At 68.4% G+C, this 24,635-nt stretch carries 26 protein-coding genes and 1 tRNA gene; 10 read left to right on the top strand and 17 right to left on the bottom strand.

Features of this window, described 5'->3' with window-relative positions; genetic code table 11:
- Positions 1-18: 18 nt before the first annotated feature.
- The gene (locus G3M62_RS20680) at positions 19-1,305 is read right to left on the bottom strand and encodes a dicarboxylate/amino acid:cation symporter (protein WP_246263592.1); all 1,287 of its coding nucleotides are present in this window, start codon (positions 1,303-1,305) and stop codon (positions 19-21) included.
- A gap of 101 nt (positions 1,306-1,406) precedes the next feature.
- Between G3M62_RS20680 and G3M62_RS20675 the strand changes: the two genes are divergently transcribed.
- Positions 1,407-1,483: transfer RNA gene (locus tag G3M62_RS20675), tRNA-Arg, on the top strand.
- 30 nt (positions 1,484-1,513) lie between these two features.
- Here the strand turns inward: G3M62_RS20675 and G3M62_RS20670 are convergent.
- From G3M62_RS20670 to G3M62_RS20630, 9 genes are all read right to left on the bottom strand, one after another.
- Positions 1,514-2,902: an SGNH/GDSL hydrolase family protein gene (locus G3M62_RS20670; RefSeq protein ID WP_165190441.1), complete on the bottom strand. Its 1,389-nt coding sequence runs from the start codon at positions 2,900-2,902 to the stop codon at positions 1,514-1,516.
- Positions 2,902-3,462, bottom strand: a complete 561-nt coding sequence (locus G3M62_RS20665) for a hypothetical protein (protein ID WP_165190440.1) — start codon at positions 3,460-3,462, stop codon at positions 2,902-2,904. Before G3M62_RS20665 ends, G3M62_RS20670 begins: the two co-directional genes overlap by 1 nt.
- 1 nt (position 3,463) lies before the next feature.
- On the bottom strand, positions 3,464-3,766 hold the full coding sequence (locus G3M62_RS20660) for a hypothetical protein (protein WP_165190439.1): 303 nt from the start codon (positions 3,764-3,766) through the stop codon (positions 3,464-3,466).
- A gap of 165 nt (positions 3,767-3,931) precedes the next feature.
- Entirely contained in the window at positions 3,932-4,591 is a 660-nt protein-coding gene (locus tag G3M62_RS20655) for an alpha/beta hydrolase (protein ID WP_165190438.1), read from the bottom strand.
- Between the two features lie 83 nt (positions 4,592-4,674).
- Positions 4,675-5,571: a flagellin gene (locus G3M62_RS20650; RefSeq protein WP_165190437.1), complete on the bottom strand. Its 897-nt coding sequence runs from the start codon at positions 5,569-5,571 to the stop codon at positions 4,675-4,677.
- Entirely contained in the window at positions 5,572-7,275 is a 1,704-nt protein-coding gene (gene flgK, locus G3M62_RS20645) for a flagellar hook-associated protein FlgK (protein ID WP_165190436.1), read from the bottom strand.
- 5 nt (positions 7,276-7,280) lie between these two features.
- The gene (locus tag G3M62_RS20640) at positions 7,281-7,601 is read right to left on the bottom strand and encodes a hypothetical protein (protein WP_165190435.1); all 321 of its coding nucleotides are present in this window, start codon (positions 7,599-7,601) and stop codon (positions 7,281-7,283) included.
- Positions 7,602-7,606: 5 nt separating this feature from the next.
- Positions 7,607-8,884: a flagellar hook protein FlgE gene (gene flgE, locus G3M62_RS20635; protein ID WP_165190434.1), complete on the bottom strand. Its 1,278-nt coding sequence runs from the start codon at positions 8,882-8,884 to the stop codon at positions 7,607-7,609.
- A 9-nt stretch (positions 8,885-8,893) separates the two neighbouring features.
- A complete protein-coding gene (locus G3M62_RS20630; protein ID WP_165190433.1) occupies positions 8,894-9,178 on the bottom strand; it encodes a flagellar hook capping FlgD N-terminal domain-containing protein in 285 nt (94 codons plus the stop codon).
- A 381-nt stretch (positions 9,179-9,559) separates the two neighbouring features.
- Here G3M62_RS20630 and G3M62_RS20625 point away from each other — a divergent pair, with 381 nt between their 5' ends.
- The 6 genes from G3M62_RS20625 to G3M62_RS20600 all read left to right on the top strand — a co-directional run bounded on the left by G3M62_RS20625 (position 9,560) and on the right by G3M62_RS20600 (position 15,454).
- Positions 9,560-10,660, top strand: a complete 1,101-nt coding sequence (locus tag G3M62_RS20625; protein ID WP_165190432.1) for a flagellin N-terminal helical domain-containing protein — start codon at positions 9,560-9,562, stop codon at positions 10,658-10,660.
- A 73-nt stretch (positions 10,661-10,733) separates the two neighbouring features.
- The gene (fliD, locus tag G3M62_RS20620) at positions 10,734-12,434 is read left to right on the top strand and encodes a flagellar filament capping protein FliD (RefSeq protein WP_165190431.1); all 1,701 of its coding nucleotides are present in this window, start codon (positions 10,734-10,736) and stop codon (positions 12,432-12,434) included.
- A complete protein-coding gene (locus tag G3M62_RS20615; protein WP_165190430.1) occupies positions 12,421-12,795 on the top strand; it encodes a flagellar protein FliS in 375 nt (124 codons plus the stop codon). Before fliD ends, G3M62_RS20615 begins: the two co-directional genes overlap by 14 nt.
- A gap of 114 nt (positions 12,796-12,909) precedes the next feature.
- Entirely contained in the window at positions 12,910-13,572 is a 663-nt protein-coding gene (locus G3M62_RS20610; RefSeq protein ID WP_165190429.1) for an RNA polymerase sigma factor, read from the top strand.
- Positions 13,520-13,741 (top strand): hypothetical protein, encoded by a 222-nt coding sequence (locus G3M62_RS20605; protein WP_165190428.1) that lies wholly within the window; start codon positions 13,520-13,522, stop codon positions 13,739-13,741. The genes G3M62_RS20610 and G3M62_RS20605 overlap by 53 nt, the downstream gene beginning before the upstream one ends.
- A gap of 225 nt (positions 13,742-13,966) precedes the next feature.
- On the top strand, positions 13,967-15,454 hold the full coding sequence (locus G3M62_RS20600; RefSeq protein WP_165190427.1) for a DUF1254 domain-containing protein: 1,488 nt from the start codon (positions 13,967-13,969) through the stop codon (positions 15,452-15,454).
- Positions 15,455-15,457: 3 nt separating this feature from the next.
- Here G3M62_RS20600 and G3M62_RS20595 read toward each other — a convergent pair whose 3' ends face one another.
- Positions 15,458-18,508: a sensor histidine kinase gene (locus G3M62_RS20595; RefSeq protein WP_165190426.1), complete on the bottom strand. Its 3,051-nt coding sequence runs from the start codon at positions 18,506-18,508 to the stop codon at positions 15,458-15,460.
- A 134-nt stretch (positions 18,509-18,642) separates the two neighbouring features.
- A complete protein-coding gene (locus tag G3M62_RS20590; protein WP_165190424.1) occupies positions 18,643-19,086 on the bottom strand; it encodes a MarR family winged helix-turn-helix transcriptional regulator in 444 nt (147 codons plus the stop codon).
- Positions 19,087-19,234: 148 nt separating this feature from the next.
- Here G3M62_RS20590 and G3M62_RS20585 point away from each other — a divergent pair, with 148 nt between their 5' ends.
- The gene (locus G3M62_RS20585) at positions 19,235-19,627 is read left to right on the top strand and encodes an Ohr family peroxiredoxin (protein ID WP_165190422.1); all 393 of its coding nucleotides are present in this window, start codon (positions 19,235-19,237) and stop codon (positions 19,625-19,627) included.
- 121 nt (positions 19,628-19,748) lie between these two features.
- On the opposite strand, the gene G3M62_RS20580 is transcribed toward G3M62_RS20585, so the two are convergent.
- Genes G3M62_RS20580 through G3M62_RS20560 form a run of 5 tightly spaced genes read right to left on the bottom strand, consistent with a single transcriptional unit; the run spans position 19,749 to position 21,598 of the window.
- Positions 19,749-20,165: a DUF1801 domain-containing protein gene (locus tag G3M62_RS20580; RefSeq protein ID WP_165190420.1), complete on the bottom strand. Its 417-nt coding sequence runs from the start codon at positions 20,163-20,165 to the stop codon at positions 19,749-19,751.
- Between the two features lie 22 nt (positions 20,166-20,187).
- Entirely contained in the window at positions 20,188-20,598 is a 411-nt protein-coding gene (locus tag G3M62_RS20575; protein WP_246263358.1) for a DUF1801 domain-containing protein, read from the bottom strand.
- A gap of 10 nt (positions 20,599-20,608) precedes the next feature.
- Positions 20,609-20,824 (bottom strand): hypothetical protein, encoded by a 216-nt coding sequence (locus G3M62_RS20570; protein ID WP_165190416.1) that lies wholly within the window; start codon positions 20,822-20,824, stop codon positions 20,609-20,611.
- Between the two features lie 22 nt (positions 20,825-20,846).
- Positions 20,847-21,278, bottom strand: a complete 432-nt coding sequence (locus tag G3M62_RS20565) for an SRPBCC family protein (RefSeq protein WP_165190414.1) — start codon at positions 21,276-21,278, stop codon at positions 20,847-20,849.
- Complete coding sequence (locus G3M62_RS20560) at positions 21,275-21,598, bottom strand: ArsR/SmtB family transcription factor (protein WP_165190412.1); 324 nt, start codon at positions 21,596-21,598, stop codon at positions 21,275-21,277. The genes G3M62_RS20565 and G3M62_RS20560 overlap by 4 nt, the downstream gene beginning before the upstream one ends.
- A 161-nt stretch (positions 21,599-21,759) precedes the next feature.
- Between G3M62_RS20560 and G3M62_RS20555 the strand changes: the two genes are divergently transcribed.
- Together G3M62_RS20555 and G3M62_RS20550 are read left to right on the top strand one after the other, a co-directional pair.
- Positions 21,760-22,707, top strand: coding sequence for a polysaccharide deacetylase family protein (locus G3M62_RS20555; RefSeq protein WP_165190410.1), 948 nt, complete (start codon positions 21,760-21,762; stop codon positions 22,705-22,707).
- A 122-nt stretch (positions 22,708-22,829) separates the two neighbouring features.
- Positions 22,830-24,491, top strand: coding sequence for a carboxylesterase/lipase family protein (locus G3M62_RS20550; RefSeq protein ID WP_165190408.1), 1,662 nt, complete (start codon positions 22,830-22,832; stop codon positions 24,489-24,491).
- Positions 24,492-24,635 lie beyond the last annotated feature (144 nt).

The raw sequence follows: 24,635 nt of genomic DNA, 5'->3' as shown, positions 1-24,635 counted from the left end.
AGGGTAACGCTACCTTGGTCAGTCGGCGGGAAGATCCTCAATGACTTCAAGGCGGGAGGCGTTCGGACCCTGGTCCAATTCCCGCGACAATCGGTCGCGATCCAGCGCGCCTTCCCAGCGGGCGACCACCAGGGTGGCCACGCCGTTGCCGACGAAATTCGTCAGGGCCCGGCATTCGCTCATGAACCGGTCGACCCCCACCAGCACCGCCAGGGCGGCGATCGGGATGTCGGGCACCACGGCCAGGGTGGCGGCCAGGGTGATGAAGCCCGCCCCCGTTACCCCGCTGGCGCCCTTCGAGGTCAGCATCGCCACGCCCAGCAGGGCCGCCATCTGGCCGAAGCTTAAGTGGGTGTTGGTGGCCTGGGCCAGGAACAGGGTGGCCAGGGTCATGTAGATGTTGGTGCCGTCGAGGTTGAAGCTGTAGCCCGTGGGCACCACCAGCCCGACCACCGACTTGCGCGCGCCCAGCCGCTCCAGCTTCTCGATCAGCTGGGGCAGGGCGCTTTCCGACGAGCTGGTGCCCAGCACGATCAGCAGTTCCTCGCGGATATAGGCCAGGAACTTCAGGATCGAGAAGCCGCTGGCCCAGGCGATCGCCCCCAGCACCACCAGCACGAAGATGATGGCGGTGACGTAGAAGGTGGCCACCAGGGCGCCCAGCTGCACCAGGCTGGCGATCCCGTACTTGCCGATCGTGAAGCCCATGGCCCCGAACGCGCCCAGCGGAGCCAGCTTCACCACCACGTGGATGATGCCGAAGAACAGCTTGGCCAGGTCGCTCATGCCGGCGGCCATCCGGTCGCCGAACTCGCCCATGCGGGTGCAGGCGAAGCCCGTCAGGATGGCGATCACCAGCACCTGCAGCAGGTTGCCCTCGGCGAACGCGCCGAAGAAGGTCTCGGGGATCAGGTGCAGCAGGTAGGGGATCAGCCCCTCGCCGTGATGGGCCTTTTCCAGGTAGCCGGCGGCGATCTTGGGATCCAGCGCCTTGGGGTCGATGTTGAAGCCGTGGCCCGGATGCAGGATGTGGCCGACCACCAGGCCCACGAACAGGGCCAGGGTCGAGACCACCTCGAAATAGACCAGGGCCTTCAGGCCCACCCGGCCGAACGCCTTGATGTCGCCCATGTGGGCGATGCCGCTGGCGACGGTCAGGAAGATCACCGGCGCGATCACCAGCTTGACCAGCTTGATGAACGCATCGCCCAGCGGCTTCAGCGCCACGCCCACGTCGGGCCACAGCGCCCCGACCAGAACCCCCAGGGCGATGCCGATCAGCACCTGGACGTAGAGCGTCTTCAACGGTCGCAGCAGCGTCATTCTCATCCCCTCGGCGGCGCTTTGCGGCCCCGGGGTTCGCACACCCGGAAACTTGCGCTATGGACCCGAAGCACGCGCAACGCGGCCCGGTAGCTCAGCAGGATAGAGCAGCGCTTTCCTAAAGCGAAGGTCAGGGGTTCGAGTCCCTTCCGGGCCGCCAGCGAAGCGTGGTGCCAATGTCGTCTTAAGCCTAGCCGCGATTGACGTATGCCCACCACAGCAGGTCAAAGAGCGGATTCTCCTCGATCTGGTTGGCCGCAAGCGAGTCATGCACTCCATCGACGAACCTTCCGTCCGCCGTCGCCGCGACGCGCCCGCCAAGCAGGACGGTTTCGTCGATAAAGACGGCGCTGTTGGTCGCGGCGAGCGCTTTCAGCCCGTCCTTGAAGTCGGCGACGTGGGCCTCTGTTCCGTTCGAAGCGATGGTCGAAATCGCTGGCCAGGTCAGGATGACATCGGCCCCAGCGCCCTTCAGCGCCGTGACCAGGGTCTGGATGCGGCCCAGATAGGCGGCCGTGGTGACGCCGGACGTCGTCACCACGTCGTTGGCGCCCAGATTAATGACGCCCAGGTCGGGCGCATAGCGGAGGGCGGCGGTCAGGGTCGCGTAACCCGTGTCGCTCACGATGGCGTCGGCCGACTTGGCCCCGCCGACCGAGAAGTTCGCGATCCGCACCTTGTCGTCGGGGCCATAGCCGTCCAGACCGATCACGGCCAGGGCGCCGCCGCCGATCCGTTGGATCTGGATCGGATCCGTCGACGGAGCGCCAAGATCCACCGTGGTGATCAGTTCGGTCGCCGCGGCGACGGGCGTTGGCGGCACGACCGTCGCCAAGGGGGTCGGGTCGGCCCCTCGGGTGATCGTGAAGCTGCCGTCGTCGCCCGTCAGCAGGGTGTGAACTTCAAGCGTCTTGACCGGCGTCTGCGGGGTGAAGACCAGCGACGTGGCGGTCGTCGTCGTCCACATGAAGCCGCCTAGCGACTTCGTGGCGGTCAGCGTCCAGTCGCTCGCGCCCGTGATGCGCGGGTCGAAATCCTTGAAGCCCGGCAGATTGCTGAAGTTGCTGTTGCCAAAGACCGAACTCCAGCTGGTCTGAAGGCCAGCCGTCGTCAAGGCCTTGGCGAGGATCACCAGCTTGCAAACGATCGCGGCGCCAGTGTTGAAGAACGTTCCCGTCCCCGCGCCGCTGCCGCGCAGCTTGCTATCGCCAAATCCCGCGATCCGGACCGGACCCCTGGCGCCGGCGATCGCATCGCGGAGCGCCGCCTGAAACCTTGGCAGGCCGCCGAAATTCGCCACCACCGAGGTTACGGTCGGCGTCGCCGCCCAGGGATGGCTCCGCACCAGGTTGAAAGCATCCGAAAGCGCGCCCGGAGTCGGGCCGACCTGGAGCTGATTGCCGACCCATTGGCGTCGACCGTCGTCCGGGTCGAGGGTCAGGGTCTCTCCCGGGAATGGATTTGTCAGGGTCGCCAGCAGCGTTCCCTGCGTCGCGCCCGTCGGGATGTTCAGCGCCGCATTGAACGTCATGGCCGGCAAGACCTTGTTCGGGCGCTTGTAGGGTCGGAATGCGCGCATCAGACCCGGAAGCCCCAGGCGCTGACGCCCGCGCAGATATTGCCAGCGCCCAGCGCGGAAAGCGTAATGACGATGTCGGCGCCCAGCGCGGCCTTCAAAGGCTGATCAAAGGGGTAGGCCTGGTCCGCTCTCGCGCTGACACCGGCCGGCACGGAGAACGGAATCGCGAACGGTGAGCCGGCCGCCAGGCCCGTGATCGTGAGACTGGCCGCGCTGCCCGCCGTAGCGCCAAGGGCGGTGATGTGGACCTTGTTCAACCAAACGGTTTCGTTGGCGCTGCCGGGCAGCGTGGCGGTCGCGATCGCATTGGCCTTATTGCCACTGGTGGCGTGCAGGGGCGTCGCGCCCTCCGGCAGTCCGCCCGCGTCGGCGTAAGCCAGCGCCGCGCCGGCCTCGGTTTCGATGCGGGCGTTGACCGGGAAACGGTGATCGTTGTCGACCGGGGTGGTTTCGTCGAGAGCGATGGCTTGCAGCGGAACGGAATTGCCTTCGGGGGTCCCGACGAACATCGAGAAGAATTCGCCGACGGCGGAGCGGAACTTGCGCGCGAAAAGGGACATCTCAGATGGCTCCGATGATCAGGCCGAGACCCGAGTTGAAGGGATTGGAAAAGTCGTCCTGGGGCCCGAGGGATTGGGTCCAGATCGCATCGAGCGCGTCCTGCACGTTGTCGACGCCGAGCCCCGTCACCGTATCGTCGTAGGCAACCTGAGCGGCGACGCCGGGGCCGATAAGGCTTACGCCGGTCGGCCACGCTCCCGCGGTCTTCGGGCCGAAGATCGACCAGGCCGTGATGTTGATCCAGAAATCACCGTCCGCGCCATCGTCGGCGTTCGGCGCGCCGGCGCCGTTCAGGATCGTCATGCCAACACCCCCGTGCGACCTGACTAGCCCATCGCCAGCCCCAAGCCCGCCCCCTGACTCGAGACCGTACAGTCGGGATGCGAGAGTATCGAGCTGAATTCGCCTATATGGCCGGCAAAGACGCGTTCGTGGGATATGCTTCGCGTAGCGAGCTTCGCGACGCCGTCAGGTCAGGCGGCTGGCCAGGAATCGGGCGCCGAGCTTAAGGCCCTGGTCGTCGAGGCCGTGGCCGAGGCCGGGCGAGACGTGGGCGTCGACCTCGAACCCGAGGGCGTCGAGGCGTTCCCGGGCCTGATGCAGGGCGCTGACCGGCAGGACCTCGTCGGCGTCGCCATGCACGAGCAGGATCGGCGGCTTGGTGACCCCCTCGGCGGCCAGGGCGTCCGGATCGGCCAACATGCCCGAATAGCCGATGATTCCGGCCAGGGCCTTGGCGCGCCGAGGTCCCACGTGCAGCGCCATCATCGTGCCCTGGCTGAAGCCCACCAGCGCCAGGCGGTCCTCGGTCAGGCCGTGGGCGGCCAGCTGGGCGTCGATATAGGCGTTCAGGTCCGCGGCCGAGACCCGCACGCCCGCCGCGCGGGCCTGGGGCGTCAGGCTTGTCAGGGGCCACCATTGCCGGCCGCCGGGGGCTCCTGGACAAGGCTGGGGCGCGTCCGGCGCCAGGAAGAGCGTGTCGGGCAGGGCGGCGCGCCAGTAGGCGGCGAGATCGATCAGGTCCTCGCCGTTCGATCCATAGCCGTGCAGCAGGATCACCAGGGAGCGCGGCGGCGCGCCCGAGAGCGGGGGCGACATGGGGCCGGCGAGCGGGGCGTGTTCGGTCATGTCCTTGTCCTGCGGCAGGCGCGCGCCCCGGTCAATGGCGGCCTGGCGATCGGACCCGGCCGCCAGGCGCTGGATCCAAGCGCCTAGAGATACTTGCTCAGGCTCAGCGACGAGAGCGTGTTGATCATCGAGAACAGGGCTTCCAGCTGGGTCTGGTACTGGGTGGTCAGCACGGCGGCCTGGGTCAGGTCGGCGCCTTTCATGGAGGTGACCAGGGTGTCGATGGCGTCGATCTTGGCGGTGTTGCGGTCGGTGGCCGACTGCAGGGACGAGGCCTGGATGGCGATGGTTTCCTGCAGCGTGCCGACCCCGGTCAGGGCCGTGCCCGACAGGGCGTAGGCGCTGGCGATGGCGTCGGGGTCGGACGGGTCGGCGGCGACCGTGGCGATGGCCCGGGCCAACTGCTCGAAGGCCGAGGCGTTGGCCGAGACCGACAGGCCGACCGTCTGGCCCTCCGAGCTGGAATAGGTCCGCCCCGTGGTCGCGCCGCCGTAGTAACTCGTATCGGCCCCCGCCGTCGGGTCGTAGCCGGCGGCGGAGAAGTCGACCGGGGCGGTGTCGGTGGCCTGGCCGGAGAACAGGTAGGTCCCGCCCTGCTGGCTGTTGAGCAGGGCCTGCAGGTCGGTCAGCCAGTCGGCCGCGTACTGGCTGGTGGCGCCGGCGTCCAGGGTCGAGCTGCTCATCATCGAGGCCAGCTGGGTCTTGATGGTGGTGGCCAGGTCCGCGATCGAGCCCACCGCCGAATAGGCCGCCTGGACGAAGGACGCGGCCGAGGTCGCGGCGGTGTTGTCGGCGGTCAGGCGGGCGCTCTGGTTGCCCAGGGTCAGGATGCTGGCGGTGCTCCTGGCCATGCCGCCATAGGTCTGGGACTTCAGGCCCGAGGCGGTCTGGTCCTGCTGTTCGGCCAGCTTGGCCTGGACCTTGAGGCTGGCGGCGGTCATGGCGCTGGTGTGGGCGAAGCTGGAGACGCGGCTGATCATTCAGCTCACCATGCTGACGAGGGTGTCGAACAGGTCCTTGGCGATCGAGATCAGCTGGGCGTTGGCCTCGTACTGGCTCTGGTACTGGGTGAGGTTGGCCAGCTCCTCGTCGATGTTCACGGCGGTCAGGTTCTGCAGGCGCGAGGTGGCCGCGTCGCTGGCGGCGGTGGAATTGGTGCTCTGGGTTGCGGCGGCGGCGATCATCGTGGCGGCGCCGGAGACGAAGCTGGAGGCGTAGGACGCCAGGCTGGTCGTCTTGGCCGCCTGACTTCCGGTCGCCGCGAACGAGACCGAGGTCGTCAGCAGGCCGGAGAGCTTGTCGGCGATCGTGCTGTCGCCCGAGGCCAGGGCCAGGCCGCCGACCGCCAAGGTCGTGGTGGTGGAGAGGGCCGCCGTCGGCAGGCCGCTCGGGTCGCTGGTCAGTTTCGCCGACACGCCGATGTCCGAGGCGCCGGAGCCCGTGAGCAGGTTGTTGAAGCCGAACCTGGCCGAGATCCCGGCCCCGTCGTCGGCCAGGGCCACGCCGTTGGCGCTGTTGGTCGCGGCGATCGTCAGCTTGCCGTCCGATCCGATGCTGGCCGAGAGCCCGCTGACCCCGTTCAGCGCCGTGACCAGGTCGCCGACCGTGGCGTAGCTGGACAGGTCCAGGTCCTGGACCCCGACCGCCTTGCCGCTGGCGTCGGTCACCGCCACGCGCAGGGTTCCGGTCGCGGAGAGGGCGTCGGTCGCGCTCACCGTCCCGGCGCTGGTCAGGCTGTTCGGCGCCGGGACCGCGCTACCGGCGTTGGTCACGGCGTTGACCTGGCCGATCAGGGTGGAGGCCAGGGCGTCCAACTGGTCCTGCTGGGCCGGCAGGGTCTGGTCGCGCAGGGTGACCAGGGCGCCCAGCTCGCCGGTGGTCTGGCTGGCGGTGATGTCCTTGCCGTTCAGGGTGATCCCGGCGATCGATCCGGGATAGGTCGCGCCGGCGCCCAGCGTGCTGGAGGCGGTGTAGCTGAGCGTCGCGGCCGTCGTGCCCAGCAGGGCGTCGCCGCCGGTGGTGTAGACGCGTAGCTGGTTGTCGGCGGTGACAAAGCTGGAGACGCCCATCAGGCCCGACAGGGTGGTCAGGGCCGCGTCGCGCTGGTCCTCCAGGGCGGTGGCGTCGCCGCCCTGGGCCGAGACCGTGGCGATCTGGTCGTTCAGCGAGGCCAGGCTCTTCAGCGACTGGTTGATCGTGCCCACCGTGGTTTCGATCTGGGTGTTGGCCTGGGTGCGCAGGGACTGCACCTCGCCCGACAGGCTCTTGATCCCCTGGACCAGGGACGAGGCGTCGGAGACCAGCTGGGCCTTGGTCGTGGCGTCGGGGCTGGACGACAGGGCCGACAGCGACGTGGCGAAGGCGGTCATCAGGCTGGAGACATCGTCGCCGCTGGCGGTCGAGCCCAGGGCCGCGTCGTAGGATTGCATGTAGGTGTCGGTCACCGCGTCGCCCCCGGCGGCGGCGGCGGTTTTCAGCACCGTCTTGCTCAGGAAGCTGTCGGCGACGCGCAGGATCGTGGCGTCCGACAGGGTCTGGGTGGTGGTGCTGACCGCGCTGGTGACGGTCTTTCGGGTGTAGGTCAGGTCGTCGGCGTTGGCGACGTTGAGGTTGGCCACCGCGATCCGGGTCTGCGACGCCGTCAGGGCCGAGCCCGCCGCGCCGATGATCGAGGACAGCGACATGGCGATCAGCCTTTCCGAGGCCCGGCGCCGCGAGGCGACATGCGATTGGAGTAGCTGGAGTGCGCCGACAGGCCGCGATTGACCGCCGCGATTCGCGCGCGGCCCTCGCTCATGTCGGCGTCCAGGCGCGACAGCCGGGTGTCGAGCGCGGCCCGCACCTCGTGCAGGCTGGACAGCAGCAGCAGGCGGTCCTGGTCGGAGGCCGCCGCCAGGCCCTCGGCCACGCCGCGCGCCAGGGCCCGGGCCTCCTCGACGGTGGTGACCAGGGGGGCGTCGCCGCCCACCCGGCGGGAGTGTTCGGCGCGCAGCCTCAGGCGTTCGATCATGTCCATCAGCGCACGGCCTGGATCAGGGTGTCGAACATGCCCTTGGTGGTGGTGATCACCTGCGAGGCCGCCGAATAGGCCTGCTGGGCGATGATCATCTTGTTGAACTCGGTGGCGATGTCGGTGGTCGAGCCCTCCAGGGCGCTGGCCACCAGCGTGCCCGAGCTTCCGTCGCCCGGCAGGTTGACGTGCACCTGGCCGGCGTCGGTGTTCTCGTCATAGACCGTGCCCGAGACGTGGGTCAGGCCGTTGGGATTGGAGAAGGTGGCGACCGGGATCTGGTAGATCGCCAGACTCACCCCGTTGTCGAAATTGGCGGTGACCAGGCCGTTGGCGTCGATGGTCACGCCCGACAGCTCGCCATAGTTGGCGCCGTCCTGTTCGAAGGTCGGGTTGATCGACAGGGTCGAGGAGGTCGAGGCGAACTGGGTCAGGCCGTCGGTGCCGCCGGACGTGCCCAGGTTCAGGTTGATGGCGCTGGTCGCCGCCCCGGTCGAGAAGCCGGTGATGCTGACCGACACCGGCGAGGGATTGGTCGAGGCCAGGCTGCCGTCGGTGTTGAAGGTCACCGACACGGTCGATGGGGTGACCACGCCCGAAGTCTTGCTGGCGTCGGAGGTCAAGGTCGGGTTGGCCAGGGCCAGGGACCAGGTGTTGTCGCCGGTCTTGGTCCAGGTCTGTCCGACCGTGTGGCTGACGCCGAGGGAGTCGATCACCTCCATGCTGGTGGTGAAGGCCTGGCCCGTCGTGGCGTCGGCCGGCAGGTTGGCCGACATCGCCACGTTCCCGGTCGCCTTGGCCGTGCCGCCGATCGAGTTGAAGTTGATGGCCTGCAGGTTCGACAGGTCGCTGGCGTTGCTGGCCAGGATGGCGCCGTCGGCGTCGGTGGGCAGGCCCTGGAGGTAGTAGCCCTCGCTGTTGACCAGATAGCCGTCGGCGTCGCGCGAGAAGCTGCCGTTGCGGCTGTAGACCAGGTCCGAGGCGGTGTCGCCCGGATGGGCCGAGACCACGAAGAAGCCCGAGCCGTCGATGGCGACATTGGTCGAGGTGGGGGTCGAGGAGATCACCCCGCCGACGTTCAGCGCCTGGCTGGATTTGGCCACCACCGAGCTGGTCGACTTGGCCGAGCCCATCGCGCCGGTGACCAGCGACTGGAAGTCGACCTCCTTGGTCTTGTAGGCGGTGGTCGAGGAGTTGGCGATGTTCTCGGAGATGGCGGCCAGGGCCAGGCTCTGGGCCGTCAGGCCCGACACGGCCGTCGAGAGGGCGGACGAAAGGCTCATGGCGCGCCCCTAGCTCTGGCCGGAGGCGAGCAACTGAACCTGGGTCAGCAGCGACGACATGTTGTCCGACAACGTCGTCAGCGTCGTGTTCATGTTGATCTGCTGCTCGAGGCCCGAATAGGTCGCCAGCTGGCTGGTGAACTGGGTGGGATCGGTCGGATCGAGCGGGTTCTGGTTGGTCAGCTGCGTCATCAGCAGCTTGAGGAAATCGGTCGTGCCGAGGGCCGCCACGCCGGTCGACGTGCTGGTGGTGGTCGTCGTGGCGGCGCTCGTGGGCGACGAGACAGTGGTCATGAGAGAACCCTCCGGTGACGCCGGGCGGCGTCGTTCGCAGGGTTCAACGGAGGCGGCGGGGCGGATGGGGCGGTGTTTTTTCGTGGCGCCCTGAAACGTCCTTCTCCCCTTGCGGGAGAAGGTGTCAGCGAAGCTGACGGATGATGGGGCGCGCTGACCTGTCCGTCGTTCGCGGCTGATCCGCTGATCAACCCCTCATCCGACCTCGCTCCACGAGGCCACCTTGTCCCGCAAGGGGAGAAGGATCAGGTCTCAAATTAAACCGCCCCATCCGCCGTGGGGGCCTCGTTCAATCCGTGAAGCCTGGCCGCGCAGAACGGCGGGAGGCTTCCCGCTCCGGGTCGTCCGGCGCGGCCTCTAGCTAGAGAGCCGGATTAGAAAATGCCTGTCATCTCAACCAACACAGCGGCCAACACCGCCCTGCGCTACCTGAACACCAACAGCGCCGCGCAGAGCGAATCCCTGGCCAAGCTGTCGAGCGGCTCGCGGATCGTGAGCGCCAAGGACGACGCGTCGGGTCTAGCCATCGCGACGTCCATGAACGCTGACATCACCGTGCTGAACCAAGCCGCCACCAACGTCACCAGCGGCACTTCGGTGCTGAACACGGCCGACGGCGCCCTGTCCAACATCGCCGACATCCTGCAACGGATGAAGTCGCTGACGGCCCAGGCGCAGTCGGGCAGCTCCAGCACCGACGACCTCAGCTACATCAACGCCGAGTACACCCAGCTGGGTTCGGAAATCGACGACATCGCGTCGACCACGAACTTCAACGGGGTGGCCCTGCTGTCTTCCAGCGGGACCTCGGTGTCGGTGACCCTGGGAACGGCCGGCTCCGCCGGCACGGCCGACACCGACTACTTCAAGGTGGCGACCGGCAACACCGCCCTGGGGGCTGTCAGCTATCTGGCCGACGGCACGGCGACGACCATCGACGTCGGCGACTATGTCGACGACTCGGGCAATCTGCTGCTGAACGCCGCCGGCACGGCCAAGGCCACCGCCGACGACCTGCTGGCGGACTCGGTCAACACCACCTCCTGGACCGCCACGGCCGGCACGGGGACCAGCGCCTATACCAACGGTACGGGCGTCAACTTCCTGGTCGGCACCAGCAGCAGCGACACGATCAGCGTCAAGCTGGACGCGTCGGACACCGCCTCGCTGGGCATTTCGGGCACGTCAATCACCAGCGCCGCCTCGGCGGCCACGGCGATGGACGCGATCGATACGGCGATCACCCAGGTGTCGAAGTCGCGGGCCAATGTCGGCGCGACCCTGTCGCGCTTCTCCTACCGCGGCGACGTGATCTCCACGTCGCTGGAGAACCTGCAGTCGGCGAAATCGGCGATCTCTGATGTCGATATCGCCTCGGAACAGACGAAGTTCACCAACGCCCAGACCCTGACCAGCGCAGCGATCGCCGCCCTCGGGCAAGCGAACTCGATGAGCCAGTCGCTTCTGAAGCTGCTGCAGTAGCCGCGACCCACCTCGGCGGGAGGGTTCCCTGGCTCTCCCGCCACTTCTTTCATTCCTCGCTTGAAGGCTCGCCGTGACCACGACCAGCAGCGTCTCGACCTCCGGTTCGACCAGCCACGTCACCGGCGCGGTGTCGGGCCTGGACACCGACGCGTTGATCAGCGCGGCCGTGGCCCAGCAGACCGCCCGCGCCGACACGATCGACGCCAAGGTCACCGCCAACAAGACCAAGATCTCGTCGTACCAGACCCTGCAGACCCTGCTGCAGGCGGTGTCGACTTCGATGTCCAGCCTGGCCTCGTCGACCTTCAGCGCGATCTCGACCACCACCAACGCCTTCGACGAGAAGCAGGCCTATCTGACCGCCTCGGACGGCAGCGACGCCACGGGCGTGCTGGCCGTCGCCGCCGACACCGACGCCACGGCCGCCTCCTACGAGATCACCGTCACCCAGCTGGCCAAGGCCCAGAAGGTGGCTTCCGCCACCCAGGCCTCGGCCAAGACGGCGCTGGGCCTGGACGGGGTGATGTCGCTGAGCGCCGCGAGTGGAACGGCCGTCGACATCACCGTCACCAGCGGCATGACGCTGAACGACCTGTCGACCGCCATCAACGCCCAGACCGCGACCAGCGGCGTCACCGCCACGGTGATCAGCACCGGAGGCGGGGCGCGCCTGGTGCTGTCGACCAGCGACACCAACCAGGCGATCAGCGTCTCGACCACGTCGGGCGGCGACGTGGCCCTGGGCATCGGCCTGACCGACTCCACCGGCGCCTTCGCCTCGCAGCTCCAGGCGGCCCAGCCCTCGATCGTCACCATCGACCAACAGACCATCACCAGCGACGGCAACGAGCTGGACGACGTAATCCCCGGCCTGTCGATCTCGCTGCTGCAGGGCACGACCACCGGCCAGACCATCACCCTGGACGTCGAGGCCAACTACGACGACATCAAGACGGCGATCACCGGCTTCGTCACCGCCTACAACGCCCTGCGCGACTTCGTGGTCACCAACCAGACCGTGGGCTCGGACGGCACGGTGTCGGCCGACGCGGTGCTGTTCGCCGACAGCATCCTGCGCGACTCGGGCCGCCAGTTGAGCGCGGTGCTGTCGGGGTCGCCCAGCTCGGCCGGCGACGACGTCGCCGACCTGGCCGACCTGGGCCTGACCTTCGACGCCAACAACAAGCTGCAGCTGTCCAGCGAGAGCACGCTGGACAACCTGCTGCTGACCAACCTCTCCAGCGTGGCCAGCTTCTTCGAGACCAGCTTCACCGCCGACAACGCCGGCCTGAAGCTGATGAAGAACGCCACCACCCAGTCGTTCGACTTCAGCCTGGACGTCACCGCGACCGACGGCGCGATCACCGACGTGACGGTGGGCGGCAAGACCGGCCTGTTCACGGTGTCGGGCAGCCTGATCAGCGGCGCCAAGGGCACGATCTACGAAGGGCTGTCGTTCGCCCTGTCGCCGGCGACCACCGGACCGATCGCGATCAAGGTCGACCAAGGCTTCGCCAACAAGATCACCAGCCTGCTGAACGGCTACGCCAACACCACCAACGGCACGATCCAGGCCCAGATCGCCAGCCTGGAGACGATCGACACCGACCTGTCCAGCAAGTCGGACGACATCCGCACCGACGCCGAGGACTACCGCGCCCGGCTGGTGACCAAGTACGCGAACATGGAGAGCGAGCTCTCCGCCGCCCAGCTTCTTCAAGCCCAGATCAAGGCCATTCTCGGAGCCAGCAACAGCAATGACGACAGCTAACTCGAAGGCCTACGGGGCCTATGCCGCCGCGCGCAATCTCAACCAGAACCCACGCGACGTGCTCGCCGCCGTGCACGAGGAGCTGTACCGCGCCATCGCCTCGGCAAAATCGGCCCACGAGGCCAGGGCGCTGGATCAAATGTGCCGTCACGCCGCCCGCGCGACCCAGATCCTGATGGTGCTGTCGACGAGTCTCGATTTTTCGGCCGCCGGACAGGACGGCGTGATGCTGCGCGGCTTTTACCGTTCCTTGCTGGAGACGCTCACCGAGGCTGCTCGTCGCAGCACTGTGTCGCCTTCGTATCAAAAGTCTCTGGATCTTCTCCAGCCGTTCTGTAAATGTCTACGAGGAAAGGAATGATAATGTCGAACATTTCCGTTAAATAACGGATCGTTTTACTGTCGTCGTTATTCGAAATATGGCACGTCTATTGCCTGGTTCATTTTCAGAAACATTCTGATTTGGACTGAGACAATGCCGCATTCGACGAACATTGATCTTGCCGACACCCGTTCCGACGAGGATCTGTTCCTGGCCTGCGCGGGGGCCGAGCCTTCGGCCTTCCGGCCGCTGGTCGAGCGTCATCTGCGGATGGTGCGCCGTCTGGCGCTGAACGTGCTGGGCGACGTGCACGAGGCCGAGGACGTCGCCCAGGAGGTGTTCGTCTCGGTGTGGAAGGCGCGGCTGGACTGGCGGCCGGACGCCCGGTTCTCGACCTGGCTGCACCGGATCACGGTCAACAAGGCCATCGACCGGCGGCGATCCCTGCGCGGCGTCGCGCGGGCCTGCCCCGAGCCGCAGGAGGTGATCAATCGCCTGGCCGAGAGCGACGTGCGGGCCGAAACCCCGGAGGACGCGCTGGGCCGGCTGGAGCGGATCGAACGGGCCAAGGGCCTTCGCCAGGCGCTGGACCGCCTGCCGGAAAGCCAGAACCAGGCCCTGACAATGTTCTATTTCGAGGAGCTGGACGTTGGTAGAATCGCCGACGTCCTGGACTGCTCGGAACAGGCGGTGCGGTCGCTCCTCAAACGGGGGCGGGCGGCGCTGAAGACCAATCTCCAGAGACAGAAGAAGATCTGTAGCCATGGATATCGCCCGGTTCAAAGCCAGCCTCGCCAGCCTGGGGGTCGATCTTGAGCGTTGGCCGCCCGACGAGGCGGAGGCCGCCGTCGCCCTGCTCGCCACGTCCGACGAGGCCGTGACCCTGTTCGCCCAGGCGACGTCCGACGACCTGGCGACGTTCGGCGACGACGCCAGCGACCTGGACGGCCTGGTCGACAGGACGTTGGGGCGGCTGGAGAGCTGAGGGGGGACCGCCCTCGTCCTTCGACAAGCTCAGGATGAGGGCTACTTCTCAGGCGGCTGAATTCGAATTCCTCATCCTGAGCCTGTCGAAGGACGAGGAAGTCGCTCACCGGCGAGACCGGCACCCGCCTCGCCTAGGGGAAAACATCGGGGCTCGCAGGGGTTCGCCCGATTAAGACCCCGCCCCCGGGGCAATAGGCTGGCGACTCCTCCAGGAGGCGCTCCCATGCCGGACCAGGCCGTTCCCTATGTCGCGCGGCAGTTCAACGCCGCCCATCCCGACCTCGCCGATTCCGCCGGCGTGGCCGCCAGGCTGGCCAACCAGGCCTATGTCGAAGCCCTGGCCAAGATCGTCTTCCATTGGGGCTATCCCGCCGTCGACACCTTCGGGCGGACCAGTTCCTGGGAGGTGATGAAGGAGGGGCCGGGCGCGACGATGGGGCTTTTCCCCGGGGCGCCCAAGAACACGATGGGCTATCTCGACGACTACATGTCGCCAGCCCAGCGCAGGGTCGTCACGCCCAACAGCGACACCATTTACGGCGTCGGTTTTGCTGACCTGACCGCTGACGGCGTGGTGATCCAGACCCCGACTCAGGTTCCTGAAGGCCACTACTGGACCATCCAGATCGTCGACCTGTTCACCACCGTGATCCACCAGCTGGGCTCGGCCTCGAAGACGCCGGGCGGCAAGTTCCTGCTGGTTGGGCCGGACTGGAAAGGCGAGCCGCCGGAAGGCTTCGTCGACGTGCTGCGCTCGCCGACCAACATCGCCGTCGCCATGGGGCGCAGCTTCACCGCTCACTCGGCGGACTCCAAGGCCCAGGCGCGGGCGGTGTTGAACCAGATCGGGGCGTATCCCCTGAGCGAGAACACGTCCGGCTTGAAGACCTTCGACTGCGAAGCCAGCGCGCGCAACAAGGTCTATCCGCCGCCGATCACGCCCGAACTGATCGCCGCCGACCCCGACGTGCTGCGCAGTCGCCCCGTCCATGCCGCCACCTTCTGGGACGACCTGAAGGCCGCGCTGGACTTCAATCCCAAGGTCTCGTCCGACGACGCGCCGATGGCCGACCAGGCCCGAACCCTGCTGGCGCTGCGGGACAGCGATCCGGCGTGGAAGGCGCTGATCGACCGGGCCGCCCTGATCGCCGAGGCCCAACTGTTCGAGTCCGCCAAGTACCACCAGGTCGGCGTCGGCGCGGGCGGCGGCTGGCAGCGTCAGGAGAACGGCGGGGCCTGGGGAACCGACTGGTTCGGCCGCGCCCAGGCGGCGGTGATCTACATCTACGTCAACGACTATCACGAGGCGATCTACTTCACCCGCGGCACGGATGCGAAGGGCGCATTGCTGCAGGGGCGCTACACCTACACGATCACCTTCCCGAAGGGCGGCCTGCCGCCGGTGGATCGCGCGCGCGGCGGCTTCTGGTCGCTGAGCATGTACGACCAGGACTATTACATGCAGGCCGTCAGCCCCAACGGGCGGACCAACCTGGGCACGGTCAATCTCGACGCCGACGAGCTGGTCTTCGCGAGCGACGGCTCGCTGACCCTGACCCTGTCGAACCGCGAGCCGGCCGACCCGACCGCGAAAGCCAACTGGCTGCCCGCGCCCGACGGCCAGTTCGCCCTGCTGGTGCGCGCCTATGTGCCGACCGAAGCGGTGCTCTCCGGCGTCTACGCCCTGCCGGAGGTGACGCGCACGCGATAGGCGCTATCCGGGCGAGCATCCGGAAGGGGCCTGGATCTCGACGCGTTCCGGCGGCCGCAGCAGGCGGTCCAGGAACCAGCGCCGGGTCTCATAGGCGTTGCGGGCGGGAACGATCAGTTCGACGCGCGTGCCGTCCTGGCCGTCGACCGCCAGTTCGCCGCCCAGGTTGCGGGCGCGCTCGCGCATGCCGACGAAGCCGTAGTGGCCCTGCCGCGCGGCGTGCTCGAGCCGGCCGGCGGGAATGCCGACGCCGTTGTCTGACACCGTCAGCCGGAACGCGGCCGGCTCGAAGGCGACCTCGACCTCGACCAGATCACCGCCCGAATGGCTCACCGCGTTGCGGATCGCCTCGGACCCGATCTGGATGATCTCGTCCAGAGCCGAGGGGATCATGCGCCGGGTCTCGCCCTGGCTGATCACCCGCAGCTCCGGCGGGCGCCTGGACGTGGAGAGGTCGGCCGCGCCGCGCAGGCGTCGCACCAGATCCTCGCTGGACCGGACGGTGCGCAGGTCCATGATCCGGTCGCGGCTTTCGGTGACGACCAGTTCGGCGCGATCGAGGGCCTCTTCCATCTGGCCCCGTACGGCGTTGCTCGGCAGGCCGCCGACCAGGCCGTGGAACTTCAGGACCAGGCCCTGGACGGTCTGCAGCAGGGTGTCGTGCAGCTCCCGCGCGATGCGTTCCCGCTCGGCCAACCGCGCCTCGTACCGCTGCTCGATCCGCAGCGCCGCGAAATGCAGGCGTAGGAAGAAGGCCCCGCCGACGATCGAGGCCAGCCCCAGGGCCAGTAGCGCCAGGAAGGTTCGCGACTGCACGAAGGTCGGCGGAATGACGAAGTCGAGGGTCGCGCCGGTCTTGTTCCAGACGCCGTCGTTGTTGGCCGCGATGACCGAGAAGCGGTAATGGCCCGGCCGCAGTCGCGTGTAGAAGGCTTGGCGCCGCGCGCCGGGGTCGACCCAGTCGGCGTCCACGCCCCGCAGCCGGTAGAGGACGCGCACCCGGTCGGGCGCCACCAGGCTGGGGGCGGCGAAGTCGATCCTCAGGTCGCGGACATTGCTCATCAGCCGCATGTCCGGCCGGACGGCGCGCGGTTCGTTGTTGGCCGTCACGCCCAGGATGCTGACCGTCGGCGGCACGGGGTTGTGGCTCAGGGCGCGGGGATCGACCCAGCCCACGGCCCGGTTGGTCAGCAGCCAGATGCGCTGGCGGCCGTCGGCGAACACCGTGCCGTGGCAGCAGTGCTGCTGGGGCGCGCCGGACAGGCCGTCGCGCACGTCGAACCGGCGCATGTCGAGCGGCGCGGCCGGGTCGGCGAAGGCCTTGTCCAGGGCGCGGGTCGACAGCTTGATCACGCCATGGATGGTGCCAATCCAGGTGGCGCCCAGGCCGTCTTCGGCAATGCCCGAGACCAGGCTCAGGGCCGGGCGGCGGTCGACGGTCAGGGACTGGAAGCGCCCCTCCAGCCCGCCACGCGCCAGGCCGCGCTCGCCGCCGGCCAGCACGCCGCCTTGGGCGTCGGCCTTGATGAACTTGATCTCGCCGATGTCCAGGCCGTCGGCCGCCGTGATGCGGCGAACCCCGGCCTTGCCGATCGCGAACAGGTCGAAGCCGGGATCGGCGGCCCAGATGTCGCCCTTGGCGCTGGCCACCAGGATGCGCGGGAAAAAGCCGTCGGGAAGGTGGGCCTTGAGCGGGCCGCGCCAGGTCGCGCCGTCCTGCCGGAACAGACCGACGCCGGCGATCGAGGCCCACAGGTCGCCCGCGCCGTCCTGGGCGCAGGCCAGGACGACCCGGCGCTGGGCGGCGGGCGGCAAGGGCATGGGGACCAGGCGTCGGCCCTCCAGGCGCGACAGGCCCCGGTCGGCGGCCATCCAGACCTGGCCGTCGCGGCCGGCGCACAGCTCGTTCGGATGGCCCAGGCCGCGATGGATCGCCTCGGGCCGCCCTGCGTCGTCGAACCGGTACAGGGTGTCGGCGTCGGCCAGGTACAGCCTTCCCTGCGGCGTCACCACGGCGCGATAGCCCTCGCGCGTGCTGGACGGAATGGACCGCGCGGTGACGATGTCGGCCACGCTGAAGCGGTCCAGGCCCAGGGTGCCGCCGACCCAGATGTTGCGCTCGCGATCCTGGAACAGCGCGCCCGGCAGGTCGGACGTCAGGCCCTGGGTCGCGCCATAGGTCTGGTCGACGTCGGCCTGGGTCAGGATCCGGTTGGAGGGCGCGCGCCGCGGGTCGAGGATCCGGAAAATCCCCTTGCCGTCCTCATGGGCGCCCCACAGGACGCCGGCGCTGTCGAACAGCAGGCGGCGTGGCACCAGCAGCTGGGCCGGCGAGGGCGCCTTGCGCGCGGGAACGAAGTCGGGCCGCAGGACCTGGGCGGGATCCAGGATCCGCAGGCCCAGCGCCTCGTCCGAGAGCCACAGGCGGCCGTCGGGCGCCTCGGTCAGGGCCCAGGCGCCGCTGACCGGTTCGTTGGTCTTCTGGACGCGCAGCGTAACCGGATCGATGCGGAGGAAGGCGTGCTGGGCGGCAACCCAGAGGCTTCCGTCGCGCCCCGCCAGCATGTTGAACGGCCGTCCGTAGGCCGGATCCCACTTCACCGAGGTCCAGCGGCCGTCGCGGAAGATGGCCACGCCGCCGAAGCTGGCGATCCAGACCGCGCCGTCCGGTCCCTGGACGAACTGCTTGACGGTGCCCTTGGGCGGGCCGTCGGCATAGTTGGTGATCCGGCCGTCGCGGATGACCGAGATCCCGCCGGAGTGATAGCCGACCCAGACGTCGCCCGCCGGGGTGACCAGCATGGCGCCCATGATCTCGCTGGGCAGGGCGCGGACGCCGTCCGACCGGAACTGCTCGAAGCGCACCCCGTCGAAACGATAGAGACCCGCGCCGCTGGCCAGCCACAGGTCGCCCTGCGGCGACTGGCCGATCGCCCAGATGTTGGGCGGCGCGCCGGTGTCCTGGCTCCAGGCGGTGTGGCGCAGTTTCGGGAGTTGCTGCTGGGGCTCCTCGGCGGGCGCGGGCGAGGCCCACAGCAGGGCGGTCGCCAGCACCAGCGCGCGAAGGAGGATCCCTCCCTTGGACCCCCAGGCCCTCGTGATCCGCTCGCGCCCTGGAATGTTGGAGGCCCCCGCCAAGAGGTTGCAGTGTGTAGTCCCGGTTACGGCCAGCGTCGAGCCGGGGGGGCTTAGGTCTTGCCGGCGCTCAGCAGGTTGTCGCGAAGCTGGGCGACCGACGACAGCACTGTCTCGAAGTCGTCGCCCAGACCGGTGGCGTCCACCAGCGACGCGCTGGGATCGGCCTCGACCAGGCGGCGGCCGGCCGGTGTCAGGCTCAGTCGCACCTGGCGCTCGTCGGCCGGATCGCGCCGGCGCTGGATGTAGCCCAGCGTCTCCATCTTCTTGAGGATGGGGGTCAGGGTGTTGGACTCCAGGAACAGCTTCTCGCCCAAGGCGCCCACCGTCTGGTCGTCCTCGTCGCTCAGCGCCACCAGGGCGATGAACTGGGTGTAGGTCAGGCCCAGGGCGTCGAGCAGGGGCTTGTAGGCGCGGCCGAACGCCAGGTTCGCCGAATAGACGGCGAAGCACAGGAACTTCGGAAGCTTGCGGTCGTCGCTGTCGGTCTGGGTCATGGGGCTGTCCAGGGCGTCTTCGTGGTCCTCTATATAAATCGTATCCGATTAAATCGGAAGGGCTTGACTCGCCGTGGGGTGATAGCTAGTTACACCGCGTCCGATTAGATCGGATACGATATAAATCGCCATCAAGAAGGAACACCCCATGACCGCCAAGATCCTCGCCACCGGCAAGACCCACACCACGGCCGGCGCCAATGGCGCGGCGACCAGCGCCGACGGCTTCCTGGACATCAAGCTGCCGCAGCCCCACCCCGCCGCCGAGAACCTGTTCGGCGCGGCCTGGTCGACCTGCTATCTCGGCGCCATCCAGTTGGCGGCCGGTCAGCAAAAGATCACCCTGACGGACCCTTCGGTCGACGCCGAGATCGACCTGGCCAACGGCGCGGACGGCTTCTTCCTGCAAGCGCGCCTGAGCGTCAGCCTGCCGGGCGTTGATCGCGACGTCGCCCTGGCCCTGATCGACGCCGCGCACGGCATCTGCCCCTATTCGAAGGCGGTCCACGGTAATATCGAGGTGGTCACCACCCTGGCCTAACGTTCAGCGCAGCGCTTGGCCCTCGTCCTTCGACAAGCTCGGGATGAGGGCCATGGCGCGGACCTCGGCAGTCGAAAACCTCATCCTGAGCTCGTCGAAGGGCGAGGTTTTCGCTCCCGCCTCAGCCGCTCTTCTTCTTCGCCTTGGGCGGCTTGGAGGCGTTCAGCGCCACGGCTGCGCGGATCAGCGCCTTGAAGGCCGCCGCGTCGATCGTCTCGCCCTCGCGGAAATCGATGGCCCGGCGGGTGGCGCCCTCCAGGCTGGAATTGAACAGGCCCGAGGGATCGTCCAGCGACGCGCCCTTGGCGAAGGTGGTCTTCACGGCCGCCTTGTAGGTCTCGCCGGTGCACAGGATGCCGTCGTGCGACCACACTGGAATGCCCCACTTCCACTCCTCGACCACGTCGGGATCGGCCTCGTGGATCAGCGCGCGGATCCTGGCCAGGGTCTCGCCCCGCCAGCCGTCCAGGTTCTTGATCGCCGCGTCGATCAGCTCGGAAGGCGGTCCTTCAGGCGTTCCGCCCATCGTCTTTTTCATCGTCTCACCTCGGTACGCTTGATCACAGGCGTTCGCCCGGCAGTTGGCTGGCCTGTCTGACCCAGTCGGTGAACTGGGCTTCGTCCAGCGGATCGGTCTCGTGGATGTCCAGGTAACGCACGTCCGGCTTCTTGGACGCGCCCGGCGGAACGGGCCGCAGCGCCGCGCCCCGGAAGAAGGCCACCTTCACGAACCGCGTATAGGCGTGCAGGGCCAGGAACCAGCTTCCGTCGCCCAGGCCGTAGAAGGGCGTGCTCCACTTCACCGCCTTGCGCACGTCCGGGATGGCGGCCGTGATCAGCGCGTCCAGCCGGCGGCCGACGCCCTGCTTCCAGCCCGGCATGGCGGCGATATAGGCCTGGACCGGCCCGTCGCCCTCGCCCTTGGGGATCTTGGGGTTGCCGCCCGACAGCAGGGTCGGTTCGGTGGTCATGGCGCGGCTCCTATCCGCCGGTGCGTCGCCCGCGTCCTCGGACATAGGGCAGCACGAACATGTACAGCCCCGTGACCAGGAGCAAGATCAGCGGAACCAGGGCGAACAGCCCGACCCAGCCGGGCGGCTGGCCCCGAGTCATGACGATCATGTAGCCGACGACGCCGGCCGTGAAGGCGATGGACAGCCAGCGGTGGGTCTGGCGGATGAGGGTGTTCCAGTTCAAGGGAGGGCTCCTTCGAAGGGGGCTAGTCCAGCCGCGCCAGCAGCTGGTCCAGATTGCCGAGGAACGTCTTCCAGCCGGCGTGGGCGCCGCCATAGGCCTGCTTCTGGTCGGGCCGGAAGCCGGTCTGTTCCATGCGCAGGTGCGTGCCTTTGTCGGTCGGGGTCAGGGTGAAGGTGACCACGCTTTGCAGGGCGTAGGCGGGATCCGGATTGTCGTGGTTCCAGCTGTAGGACAGCGTCCGGTTCGGCTCGAGCGCCAGGACCTCGCAGTCCAGCACCCCGCCCCATTCGCCGCGCAGCTGGAAGCCGTGGCCGACCACGGGCTGGAAGTCGTTGTTCATCAGCCATTCGGCGATCAGGTGCGGCTGGGTCAGGGCGCGCCACAACTTCTCGGGCGGATGGGCGATGTCGCGTTCGACGACGACGGTGCGGAGCTGGGTGTCGGCGGTGGTCATTGGTCCATCCTGTTGAGCAGGTCCTCGAGGGTGTCGAAGCGGGCCTCCCAGAAGCCGGCCATGCGGCTGGTCCAGTCGGTCAGCGGAGCCAGGGCGTTGAGCTGAGCGCTGTAATGGGTCTGTCGGCCCTCATGGCGATCGCGCACCAGCCCGGCCTGTTTCAGCACGCCCAGGTGCTTGGAGACCGCCGGCTGGGACACCCCGGCCAGGGCCGTCAGGGCCCCCACCGTCTGTTCGCCGTCGCGGCACAGCCGCTCGAAGATCCCCCGTCGGGTGGGATCGGCGAGCGTCCGAAAAAGCGTGTCGTGAGCGTCTGGCATGGGAACTCATAACTCTCTGGCTATGAGTTGACGTATAACTGGCGAGCTATGGATAAGTCCAGAGGAATTCGACTACGACCTCGACCCATCTTGCGGTCGTGGCGAACGCGGGCATAACTGTTACCGTTATCATTCGCCAAGGAATGAGACGGGGAGAACGCATGGGCAGCACGGGTCGCAAGAGCGGGTTCTGGACGCGATGGGTCGCGCCGCTGGCGGTGGTCGCGATGACGGCGGGCGTCGGTCATGCCGCCGCGCCGGTGAAGATCGCCCTGACCTTCGACGACCTGCCCGCCCACGCCCCCCTGCCGCCCGGCGTCACCCGCATCGAGGTCGCCGGCCGGCTGCTGGCCGCCTTCCATGACGCCAGGACCGGTCCCGTCTACGGCTTCGTCAACGGGGTGCAGGAAGAGCGCGAGCCGGACTCGGTGGGCGTGCTGTCGCTGTGGCGCGCGGCGGGCCATCCGCTGGCCAACCACACCTGGTCGCACATGAGCCTGAACTCCAACAGCCTGTCCGACTGGGAGGCCGACCTCGTCCGCAACGAGCCGCTGCTGGAAAGGCACATGGCAGGCCAGGACTGGCGGTGGGTGCGCTATCCCTATCTCAACGAGGGCGAGACGCCGGAGAAGCACGCGGCGGCCCGCAAGGCGCTGAAGGCCAAGGGCTACCGCGTCGCCAGCGTGACCATGAGCTTCGGCGACTACGCCTGGAACGAGCCCTACGCCCGCTGCATGGCCAAGGGCGACGCCGCGGCGGTGGCCGTGCTGGAGGCCAGCTACCTGAAGGCGGCTCAGGACAGCCTGGACTTCGAGCGCGCCCTGTCGGCCAAGCTGTACGGCCGCGACATCCCCTATGTGCTGCTGATGCACGCCGGCGCCTTCGACGCCCGCATGGCGCCCCGCCTGCTGAAGCTGTACCGCGACAACGGCGTGATCTTCGTGGGCCTGGCCGAGGCTGAGCGCGACAGGTTCTACGCCGCCGACTTCAAGACGCAGGCGACCGCCGTCCCCACCACCCTGGAGGAGGCGATGAAGGCCAAGGGCCTGCCGTTGCCGCCGCAAGCGCCGGCCTGGGGCGGGGCCGAACTCGACAAGATGTGCCGATAGGACGCCCCCCTTTTTCCGTCTTCCCGGCGAAGGCCGGGACCCAGGTGAAACCCACGAGCCGTTCCGGATGAATCTGGGCCCCGGCCTTCGCCGGGGAGACGGTGAATAGACAGGAGCCGCTCATGACGTCGTCCAATCCCGACACCGGCGTCGATCGCCGCCGCTTGCTGGTCGGAGGCGCGGCCGCCGCCGGCCTCCTGGCGGTTCCGATGGCCGCCTGCGCCGACGCGCCGTCCGAGCCCGTCGAGATCGCCATCGCCGAGGGCCGGATGCGCGGCGTGCGCACGGGCGGCGTCGACGCCTACAAGGGCGTTCCGTACGGGGCCAGCGTCTCGGGCGTGAACCGCTTCAAGCCGGCCAAGCCCGCCGCGCCCTGGACCGGCGTGTTCGACGCCACCCGGCTGGGCACGCCGACGCTGCAGGATCCCAGCACGGTCTACGGCGTCAACGAGCCGCCGCCCGGCGAGGACTGCCTGGTGCTGAACGTCTGGACCCCGGCGAGCGGGGGCAAGGGCAAGCCGGTGATGGTCTACAGTCACGGCGGCGGCTACACGACCGGCTCTGGCGGCAGCAGCGCCCAGGACGGGTCGATGCTGGCCCGCGAGCACGACGTTGTGGTGGTGGCCACCAACCATCGGCTGGGCATTCTGGGTTTCCTGTATCTGGGCGAACTGGGCGGGGCCGAGTACGCCGGCTCCGGCAACCAGGGCCTGTCCGACATCGTGCTCGCCTTGAAGTGGGTCCAGCGCAACATCGCCGCGTTCGGCGGCGACCCGACCAATGTGACGATCTTCGGCGAGAGCGGCGGCGGGGCCAAGACCTCGTGCCTCTACGCCATGCCCTCGGTGGCGCCGCTGTTCTCCAAGGCCGTCATTCAGAGCGGTCCGGTGGTGCGGGTGACGACGCCGGACGTCGCGGCCCAGACGACGCGGATGTTCCTGGAGCAGCTGGGGATCGCCCCGGCCGACTGGCGCAAGGTGCTGGACGTGTCCGCGCCCCAGATCCTGGCCGCCCAGAAGGCCCTGGCCGCCAAGGTCAAGAGCGACAGCGGCGGCTGGCGGGGCATCCAGTCGCTGACGCCCGGCACCTACGGCCCGATCGTCGACGGCGATCTGCTGCCCCATCACCCGTTCGACCCGACCGCCCCGGCCAGCGCCGCCGACAAGCCGCTGGTCGTCGGCTGGCTGGACACCGAGGCGGCGTTCTTCGCCTGGACCGCGAAGGACGTCGAGGCCTTCAAGCTGGACGAGGCGGGGCTGAAGGCGCGGCTGTCGGGGCGGTTCGGCGACCGGGCCCAGACCCTGATCGACGCCTACCGTTCCGACCGCCCGGGCGCGACGCCCAGCGACATCTACCTGGCCGCCGCCAGCTACTACGCCATGGGCGCGGGCTCGGTGGTGACGGCCGAGCGCAAGGCCGCCCAGGGGCGGGCCCCGGTCTATGTCTACAACATCGCCTATCGCTCAAACCGCAAGATGGACGGCACCGACATCGAGCTGGGGGCCATGCACGCCAGCGACATCCCCCTGGTGTTCAACACCGTCGCCTCGCCCACCACCCTGGCCGGCGACCGCGCCGACCGGTTCGCGGCGGCCGGGAACATCAGCACCATGTGGGCCAATTTCGCGCGGACCGGCCGGCCGTCGGCGCCGGGGCAACCGGCCTGGCCGGCCTATGATGTGAAGACGCGCCAGACCATGGTGCTGGACGTGGCCTGCGCCGTGGTCCCGGACCGGTTCGGGGCGGAGCGGCGGGTCTGGGCGAAGGTGGATCCGCCCCAATAAGAGCCGTCATCCCGGGCCTCGTGCCCGGGACCCCTCTGTCCGCCGCAGGTGCAGAGATGTGGCGCGCCAGCGCGCCAATGTGCTTCACCGTCTGCTGAACCAGGGGTCCCGGGCACGAGGCCCGGGATGACGGTGTTGAGGGGA

It is taken from the genome of Caulobacter soli (assembly GCF_011045195.1).
GTDB lineage: Bacteria > Pseudomonadota > Alphaproteobacteria > Caulobacterales > Caulobacteraceae > Caulobacter > Caulobacter soli.
Note: the sequence above shows the minus strand (reverse complement) of the source record. Positions and strands in the feature narration are given on the sequence as shown.